General features: G+C 64.8%; 14 protein-coding genes. 4 read left to right on the plus strand and 10 right to left on the minus strand.

Annotated features, from left to right (window positions below):
• Nucleotides 1-265: 265 nt before the first annotated feature.
• The gene (locus tag AB4Z16_RS26790) at nucleotides 266-796 is read right to left on the minus strand and encodes an Hsp20/alpha crystallin family protein (RefSeq protein WP_441514368.1); all 531 of its coding nucleotides are present in this window, start codon (nucleotides 794-796) and stop codon (nucleotides 266-268) included.
• Between the two features lie 473 nt (nucleotides 797-1,269).
• On the opposite strand from AB4Z16_RS26790, the gene AB4Z16_RS26795 reads away from it, so the two are divergent.
• The 3 genes from AB4Z16_RS26795 to AB4Z16_RS26805 all read left to right on the plus strand — a co-directional run bounded on the left by AB4Z16_RS26795 (nucleotide 1,270) and on the right by AB4Z16_RS26805 (nucleotide 2,609).
• The gene (locus AB4Z16_RS26795) at nucleotides 1,270-1,659 is read left to right on the plus strand and encodes a c-type cytochrome (RefSeq protein ID WP_441514369.1); all 390 of its coding nucleotides are present in this window, start codon (nucleotides 1,270-1,272) and stop codon (nucleotides 1,657-1,659) included.
• A 182-nt stretch (nucleotides 1,660-1,841) separates the two neighbouring features.
• A complete protein-coding gene (locus AB4Z16_RS26800; protein WP_441514370.1) occupies nucleotides 1,842-2,171 on the plus strand; it encodes a c-type cytochrome in 330 nt (109 codons plus the stop codon).
• Nucleotides 2,172-2,234: 63 nt separating this feature from the next.
• A complete protein-coding gene (locus AB4Z16_RS26805) occupies nucleotides 2,235-2,609 on the plus strand; it encodes a hypothetical protein (protein WP_441514371.1) in 375 nt (124 codons plus the stop codon).
• Here the strand turns inward: AB4Z16_RS26805 and AB4Z16_RS26810 are convergent.
• The 6 genes from AB4Z16_RS26810 to AB4Z16_RS26835 all read right to left on the minus strand — a co-directional run bounded on the left by AB4Z16_RS26810 (nucleotide 2,606) and on the right by AB4Z16_RS26835 (nucleotide 9,230).
• On the minus strand, nucleotides 2,606-2,944 hold the full coding sequence (locus AB4Z16_RS26810; RefSeq protein ID WP_441514372.1) for a DUF4387 domain-containing protein: 339 nt from the start codon (nucleotides 2,942-2,944) through the stop codon (nucleotides 2,606-2,608). The two genes, AB4Z16_RS26805 and AB4Z16_RS26810, sit on opposite strands and share 4 nt — an antisense overlap.
• 1 nt (nucleotide 2,945) lies before the next feature.
• Entirely contained in the window at nucleotides 2,946-4,328 is a 1,383-nt protein-coding gene (locus AB4Z16_RS26815) for an acyclic terpene utilization AtuA family protein (protein ID WP_441514373.1), read from the minus strand.
• 8 nt (nucleotides 4,329-4,336) lie between these two features.
• Nucleotides 4,337-5,410, minus strand: coding sequence for an ABC transporter ATP-binding protein (locus AB4Z16_RS26820; protein WP_441514374.1), 1,074 nt, complete (start codon nucleotides 5,408-5,410; stop codon nucleotides 4,337-4,339).
• Nucleotides 5,407-7,101, minus strand: coding sequence for an ABC transporter permease (locus AB4Z16_RS26825; protein ID WP_441514375.1), 1,695 nt, complete (start codon nucleotides 7,099-7,101; stop codon nucleotides 5,407-5,409). The genes AB4Z16_RS26820 and AB4Z16_RS26825 overlap by 4 nt, the downstream gene beginning before the upstream one ends.
• A gap of 3 nt (nucleotides 7,102-7,104) precedes the next feature.
• Complete coding sequence (locus AB4Z16_RS26830; RefSeq protein WP_441514376.1) at nucleotides 7,105-8,148, minus strand: ABC transporter substrate-binding protein; 1,044 nt, start codon at nucleotides 8,146-8,148, stop codon at nucleotides 7,105-7,107.
• Nucleotides 8,149-8,258: 110 nt separating this feature from the next.
• Nucleotides 8,259-9,230, minus strand: a complete 972-nt coding sequence (locus AB4Z16_RS26835) for a LysR family transcriptional regulator (RefSeq protein ID WP_441514377.1) — start codon at nucleotides 9,228-9,230, stop codon at nucleotides 8,259-8,261.
• A 635-nt stretch (nucleotides 9,231-9,865) separates the two neighbouring features.
• Here AB4Z16_RS26835 and AB4Z16_RS26840 point away from each other — a divergent pair.
• Entirely contained in the window at nucleotides 9,866-12,325 is a 2,460-nt protein-coding gene (locus AB4Z16_RS26840; protein WP_441514378.1) for an arylsulfatase, read from the plus strand.
• Between the two features lie 418 nt (nucleotides 12,326-12,743).
• On the opposite strand, the gene AB4Z16_RS26845 is transcribed toward AB4Z16_RS26840, so the two are convergent.
• Genes AB4Z16_RS26845 through acnA form a run of 3 tightly spaced genes read right to left on the minus strand, consistent with a single transcriptional unit; the run spans nucleotide 12,744 to nucleotide 17,031 of the window.
• Nucleotides 12,744-13,535 (minus strand): MBL fold metallo-hydrolase, encoded by a 792-nt coding sequence (locus tag AB4Z16_RS26845; protein WP_441514379.1) that lies wholly within the window; start codon nucleotides 13,533-13,535, stop codon nucleotides 12,744-12,746.
• Nucleotides 13,532-14,398: an amidohydrolase family protein gene (locus tag AB4Z16_RS26850; RefSeq protein ID WP_441514380.1), complete on the minus strand. Its 867-nt coding sequence runs from the start codon at nucleotides 14,396-14,398 to the stop codon at nucleotides 13,532-13,534. Before AB4Z16_RS26850 ends, AB4Z16_RS26845 begins: the two co-directional genes overlap by 4 nt.
• Nucleotides 14,399-14,400: 2 nt before the next feature.
• The gene (gene acnA, locus AB4Z16_RS26855) at nucleotides 14,401-17,031 is read right to left on the minus strand and encodes an aconitate hydratase AcnA (protein WP_441514381.1); all 2,631 of its coding nucleotides are present in this window, start codon (nucleotides 17,029-17,031) and stop codon (nucleotides 14,401-14,403) included.
• Nucleotides 17,032-17,034: the final 3 nt, after the last annotated feature.

Consider the following 17,034-nt stretch of genomic DNA (forward strand, 5'->3'; position numbering starts at 1 on the left):
CAACGGATTGCCCTTGCGAGACCAGCACATCGACCTGACGCAGCTTTGCGACGATCTCTTCGGGCTTGTGGCGCTTCTTCGGCATATCGGTCCTCCTGTCTGCCAAAAGACATACTTCAGGGTGGACCAATTCAACGGGGGTGGATCAGGGCTTCTCACGATCGAATACTGTCAATTTCGAACGTTTCGGCATCTCGGGCCGGCGCCGAGCGCTAGCTGATCTATCCGCGGGCTAGGCCGCGCCGGCCCGCACTGTCCGGAGCAGTCAGGCTGCCTTGACGGGGATGAGCTGTTCTTTCGGCTGCCCTTGCGCCTGTCGCGGGATTGCGATGCTCAGGACGCCGTTGGCAAACCGAGCATCAATCTTGTCGCTGACGATGTCGTCCGGCAGCCGGAATGATCGGACAAACGAGCCGTAGCGACGCTCGGAGACATAAGCGTCCTGATCCTTGCGCTCCTTCTCGCTCTTCTTCTCTCCGCTGATGGTCAGGAGCCCGTCCGCGAACTTGACCTGAACATCAGCCGGAGCGATGCCCGGAAGCTCCGCAGTGATATTGTAGAACTCGGCTGTTTTGGAAACGTCGACAGCAGGAACGCTCCCCAAGCGTTCGAAGCGGGGTAGCGACAGATCGAAGGACAGTGGAGCTGCAAAGGGCCTGCCAGAGCGGGTGCCAAAATTGTCGAATAGTCGATCCATCTCGCTCCACAAGCGATCGAATCCAGTCATCTCGGATTGGCGGGAGATAGGCTCGTGCGTTCCGCCTGCAACGGGGAGCTTGGTTGCTGCATCTGCCATAATAGCCTCCTGTGAGACATGGCGGGCGGCGTCACTCAGCATCCTTGCGGTCATGCCGCCCGATCGAAGCCCGGCGAATTGAGCCGAGGCTGATCCTCAAACGGTACACGCACCGTTGTTTGCCACCTTGAGAAAAATCAAAATTGCAGGCCGACAGAGCTTGGTCCGAGGCGGGGGGCTCCGCGGGGCATTGTGCTGCGCCCAAGTTGCCAGCAGGGCCTGCCGTTCTAGCGCGATAAGCATACCCTGGCGCATTGTAGGCCAACTGAAGCTGAAGGATGCTGCGTCAGGGCTCGTATGGAAAATCTGCCCGCTGGGATGCTATAACCGTCTTGTGTTGGGGGATTTATAGTTTGCAGCTCGCGTGAGCCGGATCGGTACCGTTCCAGGATGCTGCGTCGCGATCCGATGGCTTGCAGAGGCAGTTTCAAAGAGCAATGGGATCTAAGGACGGCCAGAAAATCAGCGCGCTGTTGACGATCTGGCCATCCGCCGTTCTATCCAATAAAATTGGCGTGAAGGAGGGGCTGATAATGGCACGCCTTCGGAGCTTTGCGGTTGGTGCCGCCCTTTCGATTGTGCCGGCAAGCTTGAGCGCACAACAGGTGGGAGACGCGCAGAAGGGATTGGCGTTCGCGCGGGAGGCCTGCGCTGCTTGTCATGCCGTGGAGCGCGGGCAACCATCTTCTCCCAATACGAAGGCGCCGCCCTTCGCCGCGATCGCGAACACACGCACGACGACGGGGATGGCATTGTATGCGTTCCTCCAGACGTCACACCCTACAATGCCGAACCTGATCTTGGAGACAGACGAAATCGCAAATGTCGTCGCGTACATCCTCAGCTTGAAGAGCGAACAGTGACTGTCGATCGCAGAAACGCGTTGGGAGCGTGTCGAATTTGCAAGAGGGCCCGACCACTAGATGGCAGGGCGGCCTTCCGGCGCTGGTTAGCTGCCTCGGTGAGTTCCTGGCTGCCGTGAGGTCATTGCCGGCGTGAAGCTTGCCGACGCGCCAGTGACCGGAACTTGAGCGAGGGTGCGATTATGGCAACAACACGTGGATGTAGCGCTTACTTGGGCGTCGTTGCAGTTGCGCTCCTGGCACCCGCCGGCGGGGCGGCCTCCGCGGATAGCGCCAAAGGACAGCGGATTGCCGAGCGCTGGTGCGCTGAATGTCACGTTGTTGCGCCGGGGCAACGACGAGCATCTGACGCTGTCCCGACTTTCGCTCAGATTGGTAGATCGGGGCGCTTCAACGAAGCGACGCTTGCAGCGTTCCTTGGCGACCCACATCGTTCGCGCATGCCGGACCTCTCACTCACGCGTTCCGAGATTGCTGATCTTGTTGCTTACATCGAGCGCCAGGCGCGCTAACCGCTAGGGCCTATTCACCTGTTACGACCGGCGCCTAGGATTCGTGGACAGGTGGCCCACGGAGTGCGTCAACACCACGTATATGCCGAACTGGAGCGTCTAGGTTACGATGCGGAATGGAGGGCCATCGAGGGACCCGACTTCGGACTGGCCCAGAATCGTCGCTGCGCGATCCTTGTCGCGCTGCGCCGCGGCTTGGTGCAGGCGAAAGCGGCCGGGGCCAATCGCGGCAGCGCGCCGAGCGCCAGAAGAACTTCTTCGAGAGGCTGTTCGGGCTCTGAGGCTCAGTCATCCAGCCTAGGGCCAAGCTCATTGTTTTCACGGGTCGCGTCTAGGCTGCGCCAAGTCCGGACATTGGCGCCTCGCCCGGAAGCGGGCGTTGCGCCTCATTCGCCGAGGAGCCAGCGGCATCGTGGTGCCGCTGGCTCCAAGTTCTAGCTTGCAGCAGGCTCGGGAATCGGAACGTCGATCAGCGGCGCGTAATGCTGGCTGCCGAACAAGTCGCCGTCACCGAGCGTGCCGCTGCCGCTCTCGCGTGCGATGGTGAACTTGATGGCGAAGGCCGGGTCGAACTCGACATGGTCGGTTAGTCGCGCGCGGTCGATGCCGAAGACGCGGCAGACCGCGGCGGGCGAGAGCGCGCCGCTCGCCCTGACATGGTCGTAGCTCGCGCGGTCCGGGAAGATCACGTCGAAGGTGATGTGATCGACGCCCGCATTCTTGCTGCGGATCGTCTTGGCGATCGCTGAGAGGGGACGGCTCGCGGCGCTCATGTCAGACTCCGGCTTCGGTCATGTGGACCCGGAAAGGCTCCATCGGGTCGTCGATCGGCATGGTGTGGTTCAGCGTCCAGCGATAGGCGGGGCTTGCCGGCATCACCTCGTCGAGCAGGAAGGCGACGCCGCCGGCCGTGCCCTTCACGTCGGGCAGCCGCGCATAGAACATCTGGCGCGTGCCCATGATGCAGATCTCCTCCGCCAGCTCGCGCGTCGGGGCGACGGCCTGGACGACGACGCAGAGCTCGTGGCCGGGCTTGTCGCGCAGCGGCTCCAGCATGCCCATGACGCCGTCGCGCCCATAGACATTGTAGGAGAGCTGGTAGCCCTCGCTGCCGAACCGCTCCTGCACCATCCGGCGCGCCCAGGCGATGACTTCGTCCACGCGCTGGACCGTATAGGGGTCGCGGATGCCGACGAGCCCGACATAGCGCTCGCCGACCTTGCCGGAGCCTTCGAGCTTGACCCGAAGATCGGTGGCGGGGACATAGCGCGGGCCGGTCACGCGCGTTGTGCGCTCGTCGAGCTGCTCATAGACGCAGTCGCGCATGTCGATATGACCGCCAACGAAATGCTCATAGTAGGGGTTGGCGCGCTCATACATGGCGTGGCCGGCGACCGAGGCGACGGTGCAGCGCTGCTCCGGCAGCATCGCGGTGACGCGGACATCGTCCATGGTGATCTCGCCGAGGATCGATTCCTTGCCGCCGTAGGGCTCGGCGCAGAAGGAGGCGCATTCCATCACCTTGCCGAAATAATAGGCCAGCGCCTCGGGATAGCCCTTGCGGATCGCCGGGGCGGCGAAGATCGCGCAGTCACTGGAGCGGCCGCCGATGATGACGTCGGCGCCCATGTCCATCAGCTTGATATAGGGGTGCACGCCGGCGACGGCGACGATGCGGTCGGTCGCGTCGAGCTCGGCCGGCGTCAGGTCGGCGCGGCCGGGCAGGCCCGCGATGGTGCCGCCGGCGGCCATCTTGGCACGCACGGTCTCCTTCGAGACCTCCGAATAGAAATAACCGAGCTTGAAGCGCGGCAGCTTGTGCTCGCGGGCGATGTCCTGGACGAGATCGACGAAGCGGTCGACGCGGCTGTCGGTGCCGGTATCGCCAGCCGAGCCGATGATCACCGGCAGGCCGCGCGGCCGGGCGCCGAGCAACATCATCTCGACATCGTGGCGCTGCCAGGAGAGCGGGCTCGCCGTCCCGTCCATGCCGAGCGGGACCGGGCCGATATCGCAAGAGCCGGAATCACAGGCGACGATGTCGGGCGAGGCCTCGATGCCGTGATCGAAGGAGCCGCGACGGCTCGGCGCGAAGCCGAGATGGCCGTTCGGGCAGAGAATCCTGAGGCCCCGGTTGGGAAGGGTTGCGGTTTTCATGGCGTGTCTCACTTGCGCAGGATCAGGCAATCTTCGGGCGCCACGCGCCAGAACAGGGTTTTGCCCTCTTCGAGGCCAGGCCGGGGACGGACATGGGCGCAGAGCCCTACCGGGCCGGATTTGAGGAAGACGTGCTGGACGTCGCCGACGAAGAGCGAGCGCGTGACGACGCCACTGCCGCCTTGTCCGGGGCCGGGCTGGTCGTCGAGGCGGACATCGCCCGGTCGGAAGGCGATGGCGGGTGCCTCGGGTGCGGCCTTGGGCTCGACATCGCGTCCCCGCAGCACGGTCTGGTCGGGCAGGCGGACTTCGTCGCTGCCATTCGTCAGCTCGCAGGGGAGGATATTGCGGACGCCGAGGAACTCGGCAACGAAGCGGGTCCGCGGGTTGCGGTAGATCTCCTGCGGCTGACCGGCCTGCTCGATGCGCCCGCCGCGCATCACCACCACGAAGTCGGAGAGCGAGAAGGCCTCCTCCTGGTCATGGGTGACGTAGAGCGCGGTGAAGCCGAGCCGCTTGCGCAGATCGGCGAGCTCGTCGCGCATTTGAAGACGGAGCTGCGCATCGAGATTCGACAGAGGTTCGTCCAAGAGCACGAGCTTGGTGCCGAAGGCGACGGCTCGCGCCAGCGCCACGCGCTGCTGCTGACCGCCGGACAACATGGTCGCGGGGCGATCGGCGAAGCGGGCGAGATCGACCAGCTCCAGTGCCTTGTTGACGGCGGGCTTCACCTCGGCAGTGGGGCGTCCGCGGACGCGGAAGGGGAAGGCGACGTTCTCGAAGACCGTCATATGCGGCCAGATGGCGTAGGATTGGAACACCATCGACAGGTTGCGCTTCTCGGGCGGCGCATCGATGCCGGCGCCGCCGTCGAAGGCCGGCTTGCCGTCTATGAGGATGCGCCCGTCTCGTGGCCGCTCCAGCCCGGCGACGGCGCGTAGCGTCGTGGTCTTGCCGCAGCCGGAGGGGCCGAGTAGCGTCACCTGCTCGCCGGCGGCGATGCCGAAGCTCACCTTGTCGACCGCGCGCACGTCGCCATAGGCGATGACGAGATCCTCGACGCTGACGAATGCAGGGCTCACGCGGCGACCGCCTTCTGACGAAGCCGCGCCACGACGGCGAGGGCGGCGAAGGTGACGAGGAGCTGCATGACGCTGAGGGCGGCGAGCGCGTTGACGTTGCCCGCCTCCCAGAGGTCGAAGACAGCGACGGAAAGCACGGTGCTCGGGGCCGTGTAGAGCAGGATCGAGGAGGAGATCTCCTGCAGCGACAGGATGAAGAGCAATGTCCAGGTCGCGACCAGCGTCGGCCGGGTCAGCGGCAGGACGATGCGCCTGAGGGTGCCGAGCAGGCTGGCACCCGAGACGCGCGCCGCATCCTCGAGCTCGGGATGGAGCTGACGGACCGCGCTCGACAGTGCACGCAGGCCGAAGGGCAGGTAATGCGTCACGTAAGCCAGCAGCAGGATGCCGATCGTGCCGTAGATCGGCAGCCAGCTCAGGCCGACATAGCTCCAGAGCAGGCCGAGAGCGAGAACGATCGGCGGGATCGCCAGCGGCATCATGCCGACCTGATCGAGAAAGCGCGCCGCCGTGCCGCGCGAACGCACGATCACCCATGCCATGGCGAGGCCGAGCGCGCAGATGATTGTCGCGGTGAGCAGGCCGAGGACGAGGCTGTTGCGCGCCGCCAGGAGCGTCTTCGGATAGGTGAACAGTACGTAGGCGAAGTGGCGCAGGTCGAAGCTCATCAGCTTCGGATCGACCGTGATGAAATTGACCAGCGCAGCCCAGCACAGGGTCGCGACGGGCAGGACGACGGCCGCCAGCACATAGAGCAGCACGACCCCGAGCAGCACAGGCCGCCAGCGGCCGACCTGCACGATGCGCGGGCGGAAGGCCTTGCCGGTGATGGTGACATAGGAGCGGCGCTTCAGGATCGCCGCCTGCAGGGCGACGAGCGCCGCCGTGACGATGAGCAGGAGCAGGCCCCAGCCGGCCGCCTGCGAGACGCGCGGCGGATAGCTGTTGAGCAGCCGGTAGATCTCGGTCCCCGCGACATAGAAGCCTGCCGGCATCCCCAGCACGGCGGGAACGCTGAACAGGCCGAGAGACTGGACGAAAACGAGAAGCGCACTGCCGAGCAATGCCGGCAAGGCCAGCGGCACCGTCACGCGCCGGAAGGCGGCGGCGATCGAGGCGCCATGGACGCGGGCGCTTTCCTCCAACGCGGGGTCCATGCCGCGCAGCGCGCCCGAGATCAGCAGGAACGGCAGCGGGGCATAGGCCAGCGCCGCGACGGTGACGATGCCTCCGGCCGAATGCAGATTGACGAGTGATCCGGACAGGCCGAGCCCACTCTGCGCCAGCAGGTTGATGAGCCCGCCGCGCGGCGAACCGAGCCAGGACCATGCCACGGCGGTCAGCAGCGGCGTGATGTAGAGCGGCAGCAGCACGAGCTGCTCCAGCCCGCCGCGCCAGGGCGTGTCGGTCCGTACCAGGATGACCGCGAGGATCCCGCCCAGCCCCGTGGCCAGGATCGTCGTGCCGAGGCCGACCATCAACGTGTTGCCGAGCACGCGGCTCGAGGCAAGGACATCGGCAAGCGCGGTGACGGTGAAGCCGTCCTCGTCGCCGAAGGCACCGACGACGACCGCAACGAGCGGCACCAGCACCATGACGGCGACGATCGCCGAGAGAGCGACGGCAAGCAGCCGCTCTTGCCCGGCGCCGCGTCGGACACGGCCGGCCTTCTGTGACGGAGGGGCGGGCAAGGTTCAGGCCTTGAAATTGCGATCGAAGGTTTCCGGGAAGCGGCGCGAAGCGCGCTCGTAGTCCTGCAGGTCCTGTGGCAGCATCGGCTTCGTCTGGTCGAGCGGCATCTGCCCGGCGGGCGCGGCAACGCCGCGCCGCATCGAATAGACCTTGAAGATCTCGGTATTGAGCAAGGTCTGCCCCTCGGCGGAGAGGGTGAAGTCGACCAGCAGGCGCGCCGCGTTCGGGTTCGGCGCGTCCTTGAAGATCGCGACCGGGGCGGTGGCGAGCGGCATGCCCTCGCTGGGATAGACCCCGACGATGCCCGCCTTGACCGCATCGGGCTCGAAGGCGCGGAAATGATCGACCGTGGCGCCGACCAGCGCCTCGCCTCGCACCAGCATGTCGATGAGCTGGGCCGCGGTGGAAACGATGACGGGCTCCTGCTGACCCCAGCGTCGCATGAAATCGGCGCCGAGACGCTTCTCCAGCAGATACATCTGGTTGAAGCTCGTGCCAGCCGCGGAATCCTGGATGACGAGCTTGCGGCCCTTGAATTCCGGGTTCAGCAGGTCGGCCCAGGCCTTGGGCGCCTTCTCCGCCGGCAGGATATTTCGGTTATAGGCCATGATGACGCCGACGATCCGCGCGATCGCCCATTGGTCGCGGTCGGAGGCTTCCGGCGGATAGGCATCGAGCTCCGGCGAGCGATAACCCAGCAATTGTCCGCGCTGCGACATCGCGAGATAGGGCGCGAGATTGGCGACATGCAGCACGTCGAAGGTGAGCGCGCGTGCCTTCAGCTCGGCATCGACCCGCGCCAGCACGCGCCCGGCCGGCGCCGAATAGAGCCCGGTGGTCGCATCGATGAAAGGATAGCGGGCCGTGAAGGCCTGGATGAATTGCGGAAAGTTGGGCGCGGAGGCCGAATTCGCGAAATTGACCCGGCCCTCCCGCTTCGCGCCTTCGATGACGGCATTCCGCTCCTGGGCGGACAGGCGCGCCGGCAGGCCGGAAGCCGCAAGCGAAAGCATTGTCAGGATTTGACGTCGGTTCAGTCGAGCCACGGCAGTACCTCGTCGATCAGCGAACGATGGCAGTCTGTCACAGTTCGAGAACTAGTCAATAATACTTTTCGGAAATTATAAAAAATGCATTGATTGATAGATTCTGCTTTTCAAACATCGATCACCTTTTCTGGCGCGATCGATGGTTCCACTGTCTCCGTCTCGGCCTGTCCTGCCGCAGCGTAATACATGTTGAGATCGCCCTTCTGGGCGATGAAGCTGGCGGCCGCGTCGATGACGACGCGCATCGGCAGGGACGGGGGTGCGATGGCGCAGGCGAGCGAATAGGACAGGTTCGGAGCCGGCTGCGCGGTTTCGATCCGCACGAGATGGCCGGCCGCGAGATCTTGCTCGGCGGCCGATTGTGAGACCAGCGCGACGCCGATTCCGGCCTTGGCGAGATGCAGGCGTACCGGCAGATGGGAAGCGCTGTGATTGCGGTGCGGCTCGGCGCCGTCCTGCCGGAACCAGTCCAGCATCAGGGTGTGCAACAGCGTCCCCGGCCGGTCGGAGATGATCGGCCATGCCGCCAGCTCGCGCGCGGTGAGGGGACGCATCGGCAGGTTGAGGCGCGGATGGGCGACCCAGATATTGGAGACCGCTCCGACCGAGACGCTGAACAGCCGGCTGCCATCGAGCGGGCCGGCGACGACGGCGACATCGAGTTGGCCGCGCTCCAGCCCGGCGCGCAGGGTCTCACTCGAATCGACCGCGACCTCCAGCACGAGGCCGGGATGGGAGCGTGCGATGCGATCGACCAGGCTCGGAAGCCAAGTCATCGCATGGATGCTGGTCGCCCCGAAGCGGACGCGGCCCGAAATCGCGTCGCGCGTGCCGATGCGCTGCTGGACCTCGGAGGCGAGCGCGACGAACTGGGCCGCATAGGGCAGAAGCTCCTGCCCCTTCGGGGTCAGGACGACGCCGCGCCCGACCCGCTCGAACAGGGGCAGCCCGAGCCCTTCTTCCGCCTCCCTGACGCGCGCCGAGATCGCAGCCTGAGACACGCCGAGTTGGCGCGCCGCAGCGTGGAAGCTGCCCAGGCGGCCGATCCAGTAGAACGCTTCATAATGCTTCAGATTCATCACAGGCTCGCCGATCGACACTGCCAGAGCGGATACCCGCATATCCAGTGCAAGAGGATGGGGCCCGAGGCAATCTCGCGCTGATCCTCGGCGCACGGTTGCCTTCTCGTGAGCGCAGCTGCTCCGGATTGGAGCCGACCTCCGGCATTGAAGCGCCAGTTGCAGACATTGGCGCCTTGCACGAAAGCAGACATTTCCAATGGGTTCGCCTGACTTCCGTTCCCGGCCCCGGTGCGACATTCGCGGCGTACCGTCCAAAGGTCGGACGAGTGGCCCCTCTCAGGCCATGGCTAGGTCCGCTTTGCTGCAAGCTCGGCAGCGTCAGGTTCCGAGCGAACGCCTGATCAACGCTCTCGACCGATTGTGTTGAAGAAGTCGGCGTTGCTGCGGGGTTGAAGTCCTGATTCACTCCTCCTTGGGTTGGAGGGCAGGTTGATTGATGGGCGGCCGGTGGCACAGGAGGCCCTGTTCTAAGCACCTGTTGCGCGCGATCGACCGCTTCGTCGACCTGGCGACGTCCGCTTCCGGCAGGCACGCGGGTCGACTTACTCGCGACATAAAGATGACCAAAAGTAAAAGTGCTGGGGTGGCGGTCGCGACTGCACGCAAATTGCGTGAGGTGGGGAGAGACCGTGATGAAGACCAAAGCGCTGGCACTCTACGCAACGACCTTTCTTGTCATGGCCTGCGCCCCGGCGGGCGCCCAGCAGATCACCGGTACGCTGGGCTCGCCTGGCGCCACCACGACGATCGATGGAAAATATCTTCCACCGCCGCCGCCTGCCTTTGGGGGCACCATCAACCTTGAGGCGTCGAAGTCCAAGCCTTATTGGCCGGCGCAGGTGGTGCCGCCCAAAGGCGCCCCCAACGTCCTCCTGATCATGACCGACGATCAGGGCTACGGTGTCTCCGGCACATTCGGCGGCGTCATCCCAACGCCGGCGATGGACCGCATCGCGCAGATGGGGCTGCGATATACCCAGTTCCACTCGACTGCGCTGTGCTCGCCGACGCGGGCGGCTCTGATCACCGGACGCAACCACCACTCGGTGGGCTTCGGCATCATCTCGGAGCAATCGACCGGCTATCCCGGATATGATTCCGTGATCGGCGTGGAAAACGCCACCATCGGCACCATCCTCAAGCAGAACGGCTACGCGACATCGTGGTTCGGCAAGAACCACAACACGCCCAGCTATCAATACAGCGCGGCCGGGCCGTTCGATCAGTGGCCGATCGGCATGGGCTTCGACTATTTCTACGGCTTCATGGGCGGCGAGACCGACCAATGGACCCCGAATCTGTATCAGAACATGACCCCGATTTTCCCGTGGGTCGGCAAGCCAGGGTACAATCTGACGACCGATCTGGCGGATGAGGCCATCGACCATATGCGGCGCCTCAATGCCGCCGCACCCGACAAGCCGTTCTTCCTCTACTACGTGCCCGGCGGCACCCATTCGCCTCACCAGCCGACGAAGGAATGGATCGACAAGTTCAAGGGCAAATTCGACATGGGCTGGAACGCGCTGCGCGACCAGATTTTCGCCAACCAGAAGCGGCTTGGCGTCATCCCCGCCAACACGCAGCTCACGGCCTGGCCGGACGAGTTGCAGAAATGGGAGATGTTGACGGCCGACGAGAAGAAGCTGTTTGCAAGGCAGGCTGAAGTGTTCGCCGGCTATGTCGCCTATACTGACCACGAAATCGGGCGCGTCATCCAGGAAGTCCAGGACGAAGGCAAGCTCGACAACACCCTCATCATCTATATCAGCGGTGACAACGGAACGAGTCCGGAAGGCACCACACGCGGCACTCCGAACCAATATACCGCTTACAACGGCATATTGGATCTTCCGATCGCCGATCAGTTGAAGGCGTATGACGCCTGGGGCTCGGCAGCGACCTATCCTCACATGGCGGTGGCTTGGGCATGGGCCTTCGACACGCCATTCAAGTGGACGAAAGAGGTCGCGTCGCATTTCGGCGGCACCCGCCAGGGCATCGCGATCTGCTGGCCGAACCGTATCAAGGATGCAGGCGGCATCCGCAGTCAGTTCCACCATATGATCGACATCGTGCCGACCATCCTTGAGGCAACCGGCATCCCCGCGCCAGTGATGGTCAACGGCATCGCGCAAAAGCCGATTGAAGGCGTCAGCATGAGCTACACCTTCGACAAATCGAGCGCCAACGTGCCGTCCGCGCGAACGACGCAGTATTTCGAGATGTTCGCCAACCGCGCGATCTATCACGACGGCTGGATCGCGGCCACAACGCCGCCGGCGGCCCCCTGGCTCCTGGGCACCGCCAAGCTGCCCGAAGACGTCGTCAACGGCTATAGCTGGGAGCTTTACAACATTGTCGACGACTATTCGGAAAGCAACGACCTCGCCAGCAGGATGCCTGACAAGCTGCGCGAGATGAAGGATGTCTTCCTTGTCGAAGCGACGAAGTACAATGTCTTCCCTCTCGACAACTCCGTCTTGTCACGCATCATCGCTGCGCGACCGAGCGCCACCGCCGGCAAGACCACCTTCACCTATTCTGGTGTACTGCCGGGCATTCCCGAGAGCGACGCGCCGAGCATCCTGAACAAGTCCTACAGCATAACAGCCGCGGTGGAAATTCCGCAGGGCGGCGCCGAAGGCATGCTCGTTACCTTGGGCGGGCGCTTCGGCGGCTATGGCCTTTACGTGCTCAAGGGCAAGCCGGTGTTCCTCTACAATATGCTGGATCTGGAGCGGTTCCGCTGGGAAGGCCAGCAGGCGCTCGCGCCGGGCAAGCATACCATCGTGTTCGATTTCAAATACGATGGACCCGGCTTCGGTAAGGGGGGCACCGGCGTGCTCAAGGTCGACGACACGGAGGTCGCCAACCAAAAGATCGCGCACACCATCCCATTCCTCATGACGATCGATGAAACCTTCGACGTGGGCGTCGACACCCGTACACCCGTTGAGGACAAAGACTACCAGGTGCCGTTCCGCTTCTCCGGGAAGCTCGACAAACTCACCTTCCAGCTCGGACTGGAGCAACTGACGAGCGCGGACAATCAGGTCATTCAGCACGCGCTGACCAAAGCCAAGGACTAGACCAGCAGCCGATCTCGAAGCGGCGGGCTCCTCGTCGAGGGATGCTCGCCGCTGCGAAACACATGCCCATAGGCTGATAGGGGAGTTCGACTATCCGCCCATCTCGGACGCTTTCGGTTTATGGGGGCACGACCTAGATTGCCGGAAAGAGGACGTTTCCAGAATCGGCTAAGGGCCAGCTGCGGAATCTCCGGGCTCTAGCCGGGTTTGATCCGCCCGGTCTCGTCCTGCCAACTGATCTGAGCCCTTAAAACTGGATCGCTTTGAGGTAGAGTTTCCGCGTCGTTTCCCATGGGCTGGGAGGAGCGGAAGGCCTCGTGCGCTCGTCCTCGAACCGGAGATAGAGGTCGGCATTCCAGTCTGCGCGCGCGGTCATCGTGTCGGTCCGTCGTTCTGTGGCAGGTGTTTGGTTGTAGGTTCAGCCAGTTCCGGTGGCCGCCAGATCCAACTCGGTCAGCGTCGTCATATCGTCGCCAAACCAGGCCCGGATCGATGCTTTGCGCTTGCCGAGGTATTGTGGCTTGCCGTCGACGAGGACCATCGGCAGGTCATGGCCGGGGACGACAACCGTGCCGGGACGGGCCCGCCAGCGTTCCCAGATCATATCGATCGAGGCGCGGCTGATTGCGGCGTTGTAGGTCATATCGGTGTCCCGTGAGACCAACTCCGCGCGGTTCTTCGCAGCATCGCCGGTGAAGATGATGTCCCGTGTCGGCGTCCGCCAGTGGAAGACCAGGCAGCCGGGCGTATGCCCCGGCGCAAGATGCGCGGTCATTCCCGGGAACACTTCGGCCCCATCGGCGACCTTCTCGCAGGTCGGCCAGTCGGACAGGGCGCGCACGTAGAGCTCGGGAACCGGGGTCTCGCCCCAGGGTTCGTGGAGCGCCCAGTCCAACTCGACGGCGCCGACCACGATCCGTGCATCCCGGAACAGCGTCCAGTTCACCGAGTGGTCGTAGTGCGAGTGCGTCAGCAGCAGGTCGGTGACTTGGACGGGTTTCAGCCCACGCTGGCCGAGCTGTTCGAGGATCAGCTTGCGCATCCCGAAATTGCCGGCGTCGACCAGCGCGATCCGGTCGCCATGCCTGAGCATAGCCACGGTGCTCCAGCCGAGGCCGCCATGGCAGGCGGACTTGCCGGGGAAGCCGCAGATGACGAGGTCGAGATCGGCGCTGGCGAGTTCCGGCGGCGTGTCGAATGGCTTGGTCATTGCTGGAATCCATAAAGTCGCGCGGAATTGTCGACGAGGATGCGGTGGATCGTAGCGCGATCGCCGATTGCGTGCGACAGGGCCGCCAGCGAGGCCTCGTCATCGACCTCGGAGAACGGCTCGACTTTACCGACCGACCGGTTGCCGCGGCCGCCGCCGGTATGCGGCCAGTCCGAGCCCCAGACCAGTCGGTCGGGTCGGATATTGACCAGCGCGCGGATAAAGGGGGCAATTTGATCCTGCGGTCGCGGCCCACACAGGCGTCCGATCGAGGATAGCTTGACCCAGACCTTGCCGGTGCCGAGCAGACGCAGCAGGGCCGGGAAGCCGGGTTGATCAATGGGGCCGTCGATATCCGGGCGTCCGAAATGATCGACGACGAGGGGCGCGGGCAGGGTCCCCATGCGGGACTCGAGCGCGTCGATCACCGAAAGGCGGGTCAGGATCTGTGTGTGCCAGCCCAAGCGCGCGCAGCGTTCGGATTCTGTGGCGAGCGCTGCCCAGATTGCGTCCGGATCGACGACACCCCCGGTGTCGACATTGAGCCGCAGGCCGGAGACGCCCTTCGCCTTCATCGCGGCCAGATCCCGTTCCGGGACGTCGGGGGACAAGACTGCCACGGCGCGGGCACGCTCGCCCAGGCGGTTGAGGGCGGCCAGCATCCGGGCGTTTTCGAAGCCGTAGGGGCTGGGCTGAACCAGCACCACCCGATCGATGCCGAGGCGGCGATGCAGAGCCAGCAGCATCTCCTCGTCCGCCGTACCGGGGGTGTAAACCCGATCCGGAGCGAAGGGATAGCGCTCAGGCGGACCGAAGATGTGGACGTGGCAGTCACAGGCCCCCTCAGGCAGTGCCATCGCCATGTTCAAACCGCTCCCTTCGCCAGCTCGGGCTCGTCCAGCAGTCCCGACAGAACGTGCGGGATCAACCCGCCGGACTTGAGGAGAGTGACCTCGAGGGAGGTCTCGATCCCGGCTCGCAATACGAAGCGCTCCCTGCGGCTGTTTGCCCTCACGATGACGAATGCGACGTCGCAGCGTGGGGTCAATCCGTGCGGGGACAGGTCAATCTCGAAAACGTCCGTCGACGCAATTTCGAGCGAGCTCGGAGAGACACCCTCCGGCAGCAGGAGTGGCAGCACGCCCATGCCGATCAGGTTCGTGCGGTGGATGCGCTCGATGCTCGACGCGATTACTGCGCGCACGCCGAGCAGGGCGACGGTCTTGGCGGCCCAGTCGCGTGACGAACCCATGCCGTAGCGCTCCCCGGCGAACAGCAACAGCGGCGTGCCCTCGCGATGATAACGCTCGGCGGCCTCGGTCAGCGTCACCACTTCGCCCGAGGGTTCGTGTCGCGTCATCCCGGCGGGCGCTTCCGGGACGAGCCGGTTGATCGCCAGACGGTTCGTGAAGGCGCCGCGCACCATCACCTCGAAGTTGCCGCGCCGCGACGCGTAGACGTTGAGATCGGCGGGATCGCCACCGCGCTCGACGATGTGGCGCCCGGCAGCGCTGTCCGGTCGGATCTGGTTGGCGGGCGAGATGTGGTCGGTCGTGACGTCGTCGCCCAGCACGAGCAGGGCGCGGGCAGGTCCTTGGGGCGCTGGCAATCCGGTCGGTCGCACGAAGGGCGGCCTACGCAGATAGGTGGAGGACTGATCCCAAGGGAAGCGTGGCCCCGTGGGCGCGTCGAGTTCGACCCAGAGCGGACGTTTCGCGGCCTCGCGGTAGGCGGCGTCGAAATCTCCGACGTCCCAGCCGCTTGCGACGGCAGCGTCGATCTCTGCGCCTGTCGGCCAGATGTCGTGCAGCATCACTGGCTGGCCATCAGACGCGTGGCCGATCGGCTCGCGGGCAATGTCGATATCCACCGACCCGGCCAGCGCGAAGGCGATCACGAGCGGGGGCGAGGCAAGGAAGCCGTATTCGAGGTCTGGGTGGACACGGCCCGGGAAGTTGCGGTTGCCAGACAGAACGGCGACCGGGCGGAAGCCGGGGCGCCCGAGTTCGGCCCGCACCACATCCGGCAGCGCACCGGAATTCCCGATACAGGTGGTACAGCCATAGCCGACGATGCCGAAGCCGAGTTCCTCGAGATGCGGCATCAGCCCTGCACGGCGCAGGAAACGCTCGGCCGTCGGCGATCCCGGTGCGAGCGAGGTCTTCACGTAGGCTTTGGGGCGAAGCCCCAGAGCCCGGGCCTTGCCAGCGAGAACGCCTGCCGCAGCCAGCATGCTGGCGTCCGAGGTGTTGGTGCAGCTCGTGATAGCGGCGATCACGACCGCGCCGTCTGGGACCGGATCGTCGCCGGCGGCCAAGGGCGGGGTGAAGCAGGCCCTGGTATCGCCCGCGGTATGTCGGTCCTGGGGGCGTCGCGGCCCAGCTACGCTCGCCTCGATGGCGTCGAGATCAATTTCGAGATCGCGGGTAAAGCGCAACTTGGCGCCTGGATCAAACCAGAGCCCGGCTGCCTTCGCATAGGTTTCGACCAGCCGGTGGTCGGTGGCCGAGCGGCCGATCTTGGCGAGATAGGCCAGAGAGGCTGCGTCGATCGGGAAGTATCCTGTCGAGGCACCGTACTCCGGCGCCATGTTGGCGATGGCAGCGCGTTCGCCGACCGATAATGTCGCGACGCCGGGACCGTGGAACTCAACGAAGTCCCCGGTGACGCCGATCTCGCGGAGGGCACGGGTGACCTCGAGCGCCAGGTCGGTGGCCATCGCGCCGCTGCGCAGCCGTCCGATCAGGCGCACCCCGATCACGTTCGGGATACGTAGCACCACGGGCACGCCGAACAGCGAGCCCTCGGCCTCGAGGCCACCGACGCCCCAACCGAGTACCCCGAGGCCGTTGACGGTTGGGGTATGGCTGTCGGTTCCGATCAACGCGTCGGGATAGGCGTAGTGCCGGCCGCCACGCGTCTCCCGGACGACCACGCGTGACAGGCGCTCCAGGTTGATCGTGTGCATGATGCCGGAACCCGGCGGATGGACGCGAATCCCGGGCATTGCTGCGGACGCCCATTTCATCAGCCGATAGCGTTCGGCGTTTCGCCCGAACTCTTTCTCGAGGTTGCGCTGGAAGGCGTCGGCGCGGCCGAAGAAGTCGACGCCCGAGGAGTGATCGGTCGATACGTCGACTGGAATCCGGGGCATCAGAAGGTCGGGGTCACGGCCGTGTTCGCTCAGCACGTCGCGCATCGCGGCAACGTCGACCAGGGCGGGGCCACAGGTCGTGTCATGCATCATGATGCGATTCGGCAGAAACGGAATCTCCGCGAGGCTTGTGCCGTCGGCCAACCACTCCCGGAATACTTGCGGCAGATGGCGCGTTTCCGCCGTCGGAGTCGTCCGCATGGCGTTCTCGAACAGGATGCGCAGTACATGCGGCAGCCTGCGGTAGTCCGGCCCGAGTAACGATGCGCAATCGAGGCGGAGGATCGTCTCCCCTCCGACCTCGAAAGGCGTCCAATGTAGAGTTCCGACTGCGTCGTCCACGTT

It is taken from the genome of Allobosea sp. TAF32, assembly GCF_052113585.1.
GTDB lineage: Bacteria > Pseudomonadota > Alphaproteobacteria > Rhizobiales > Beijerinckiaceae > Allobosea.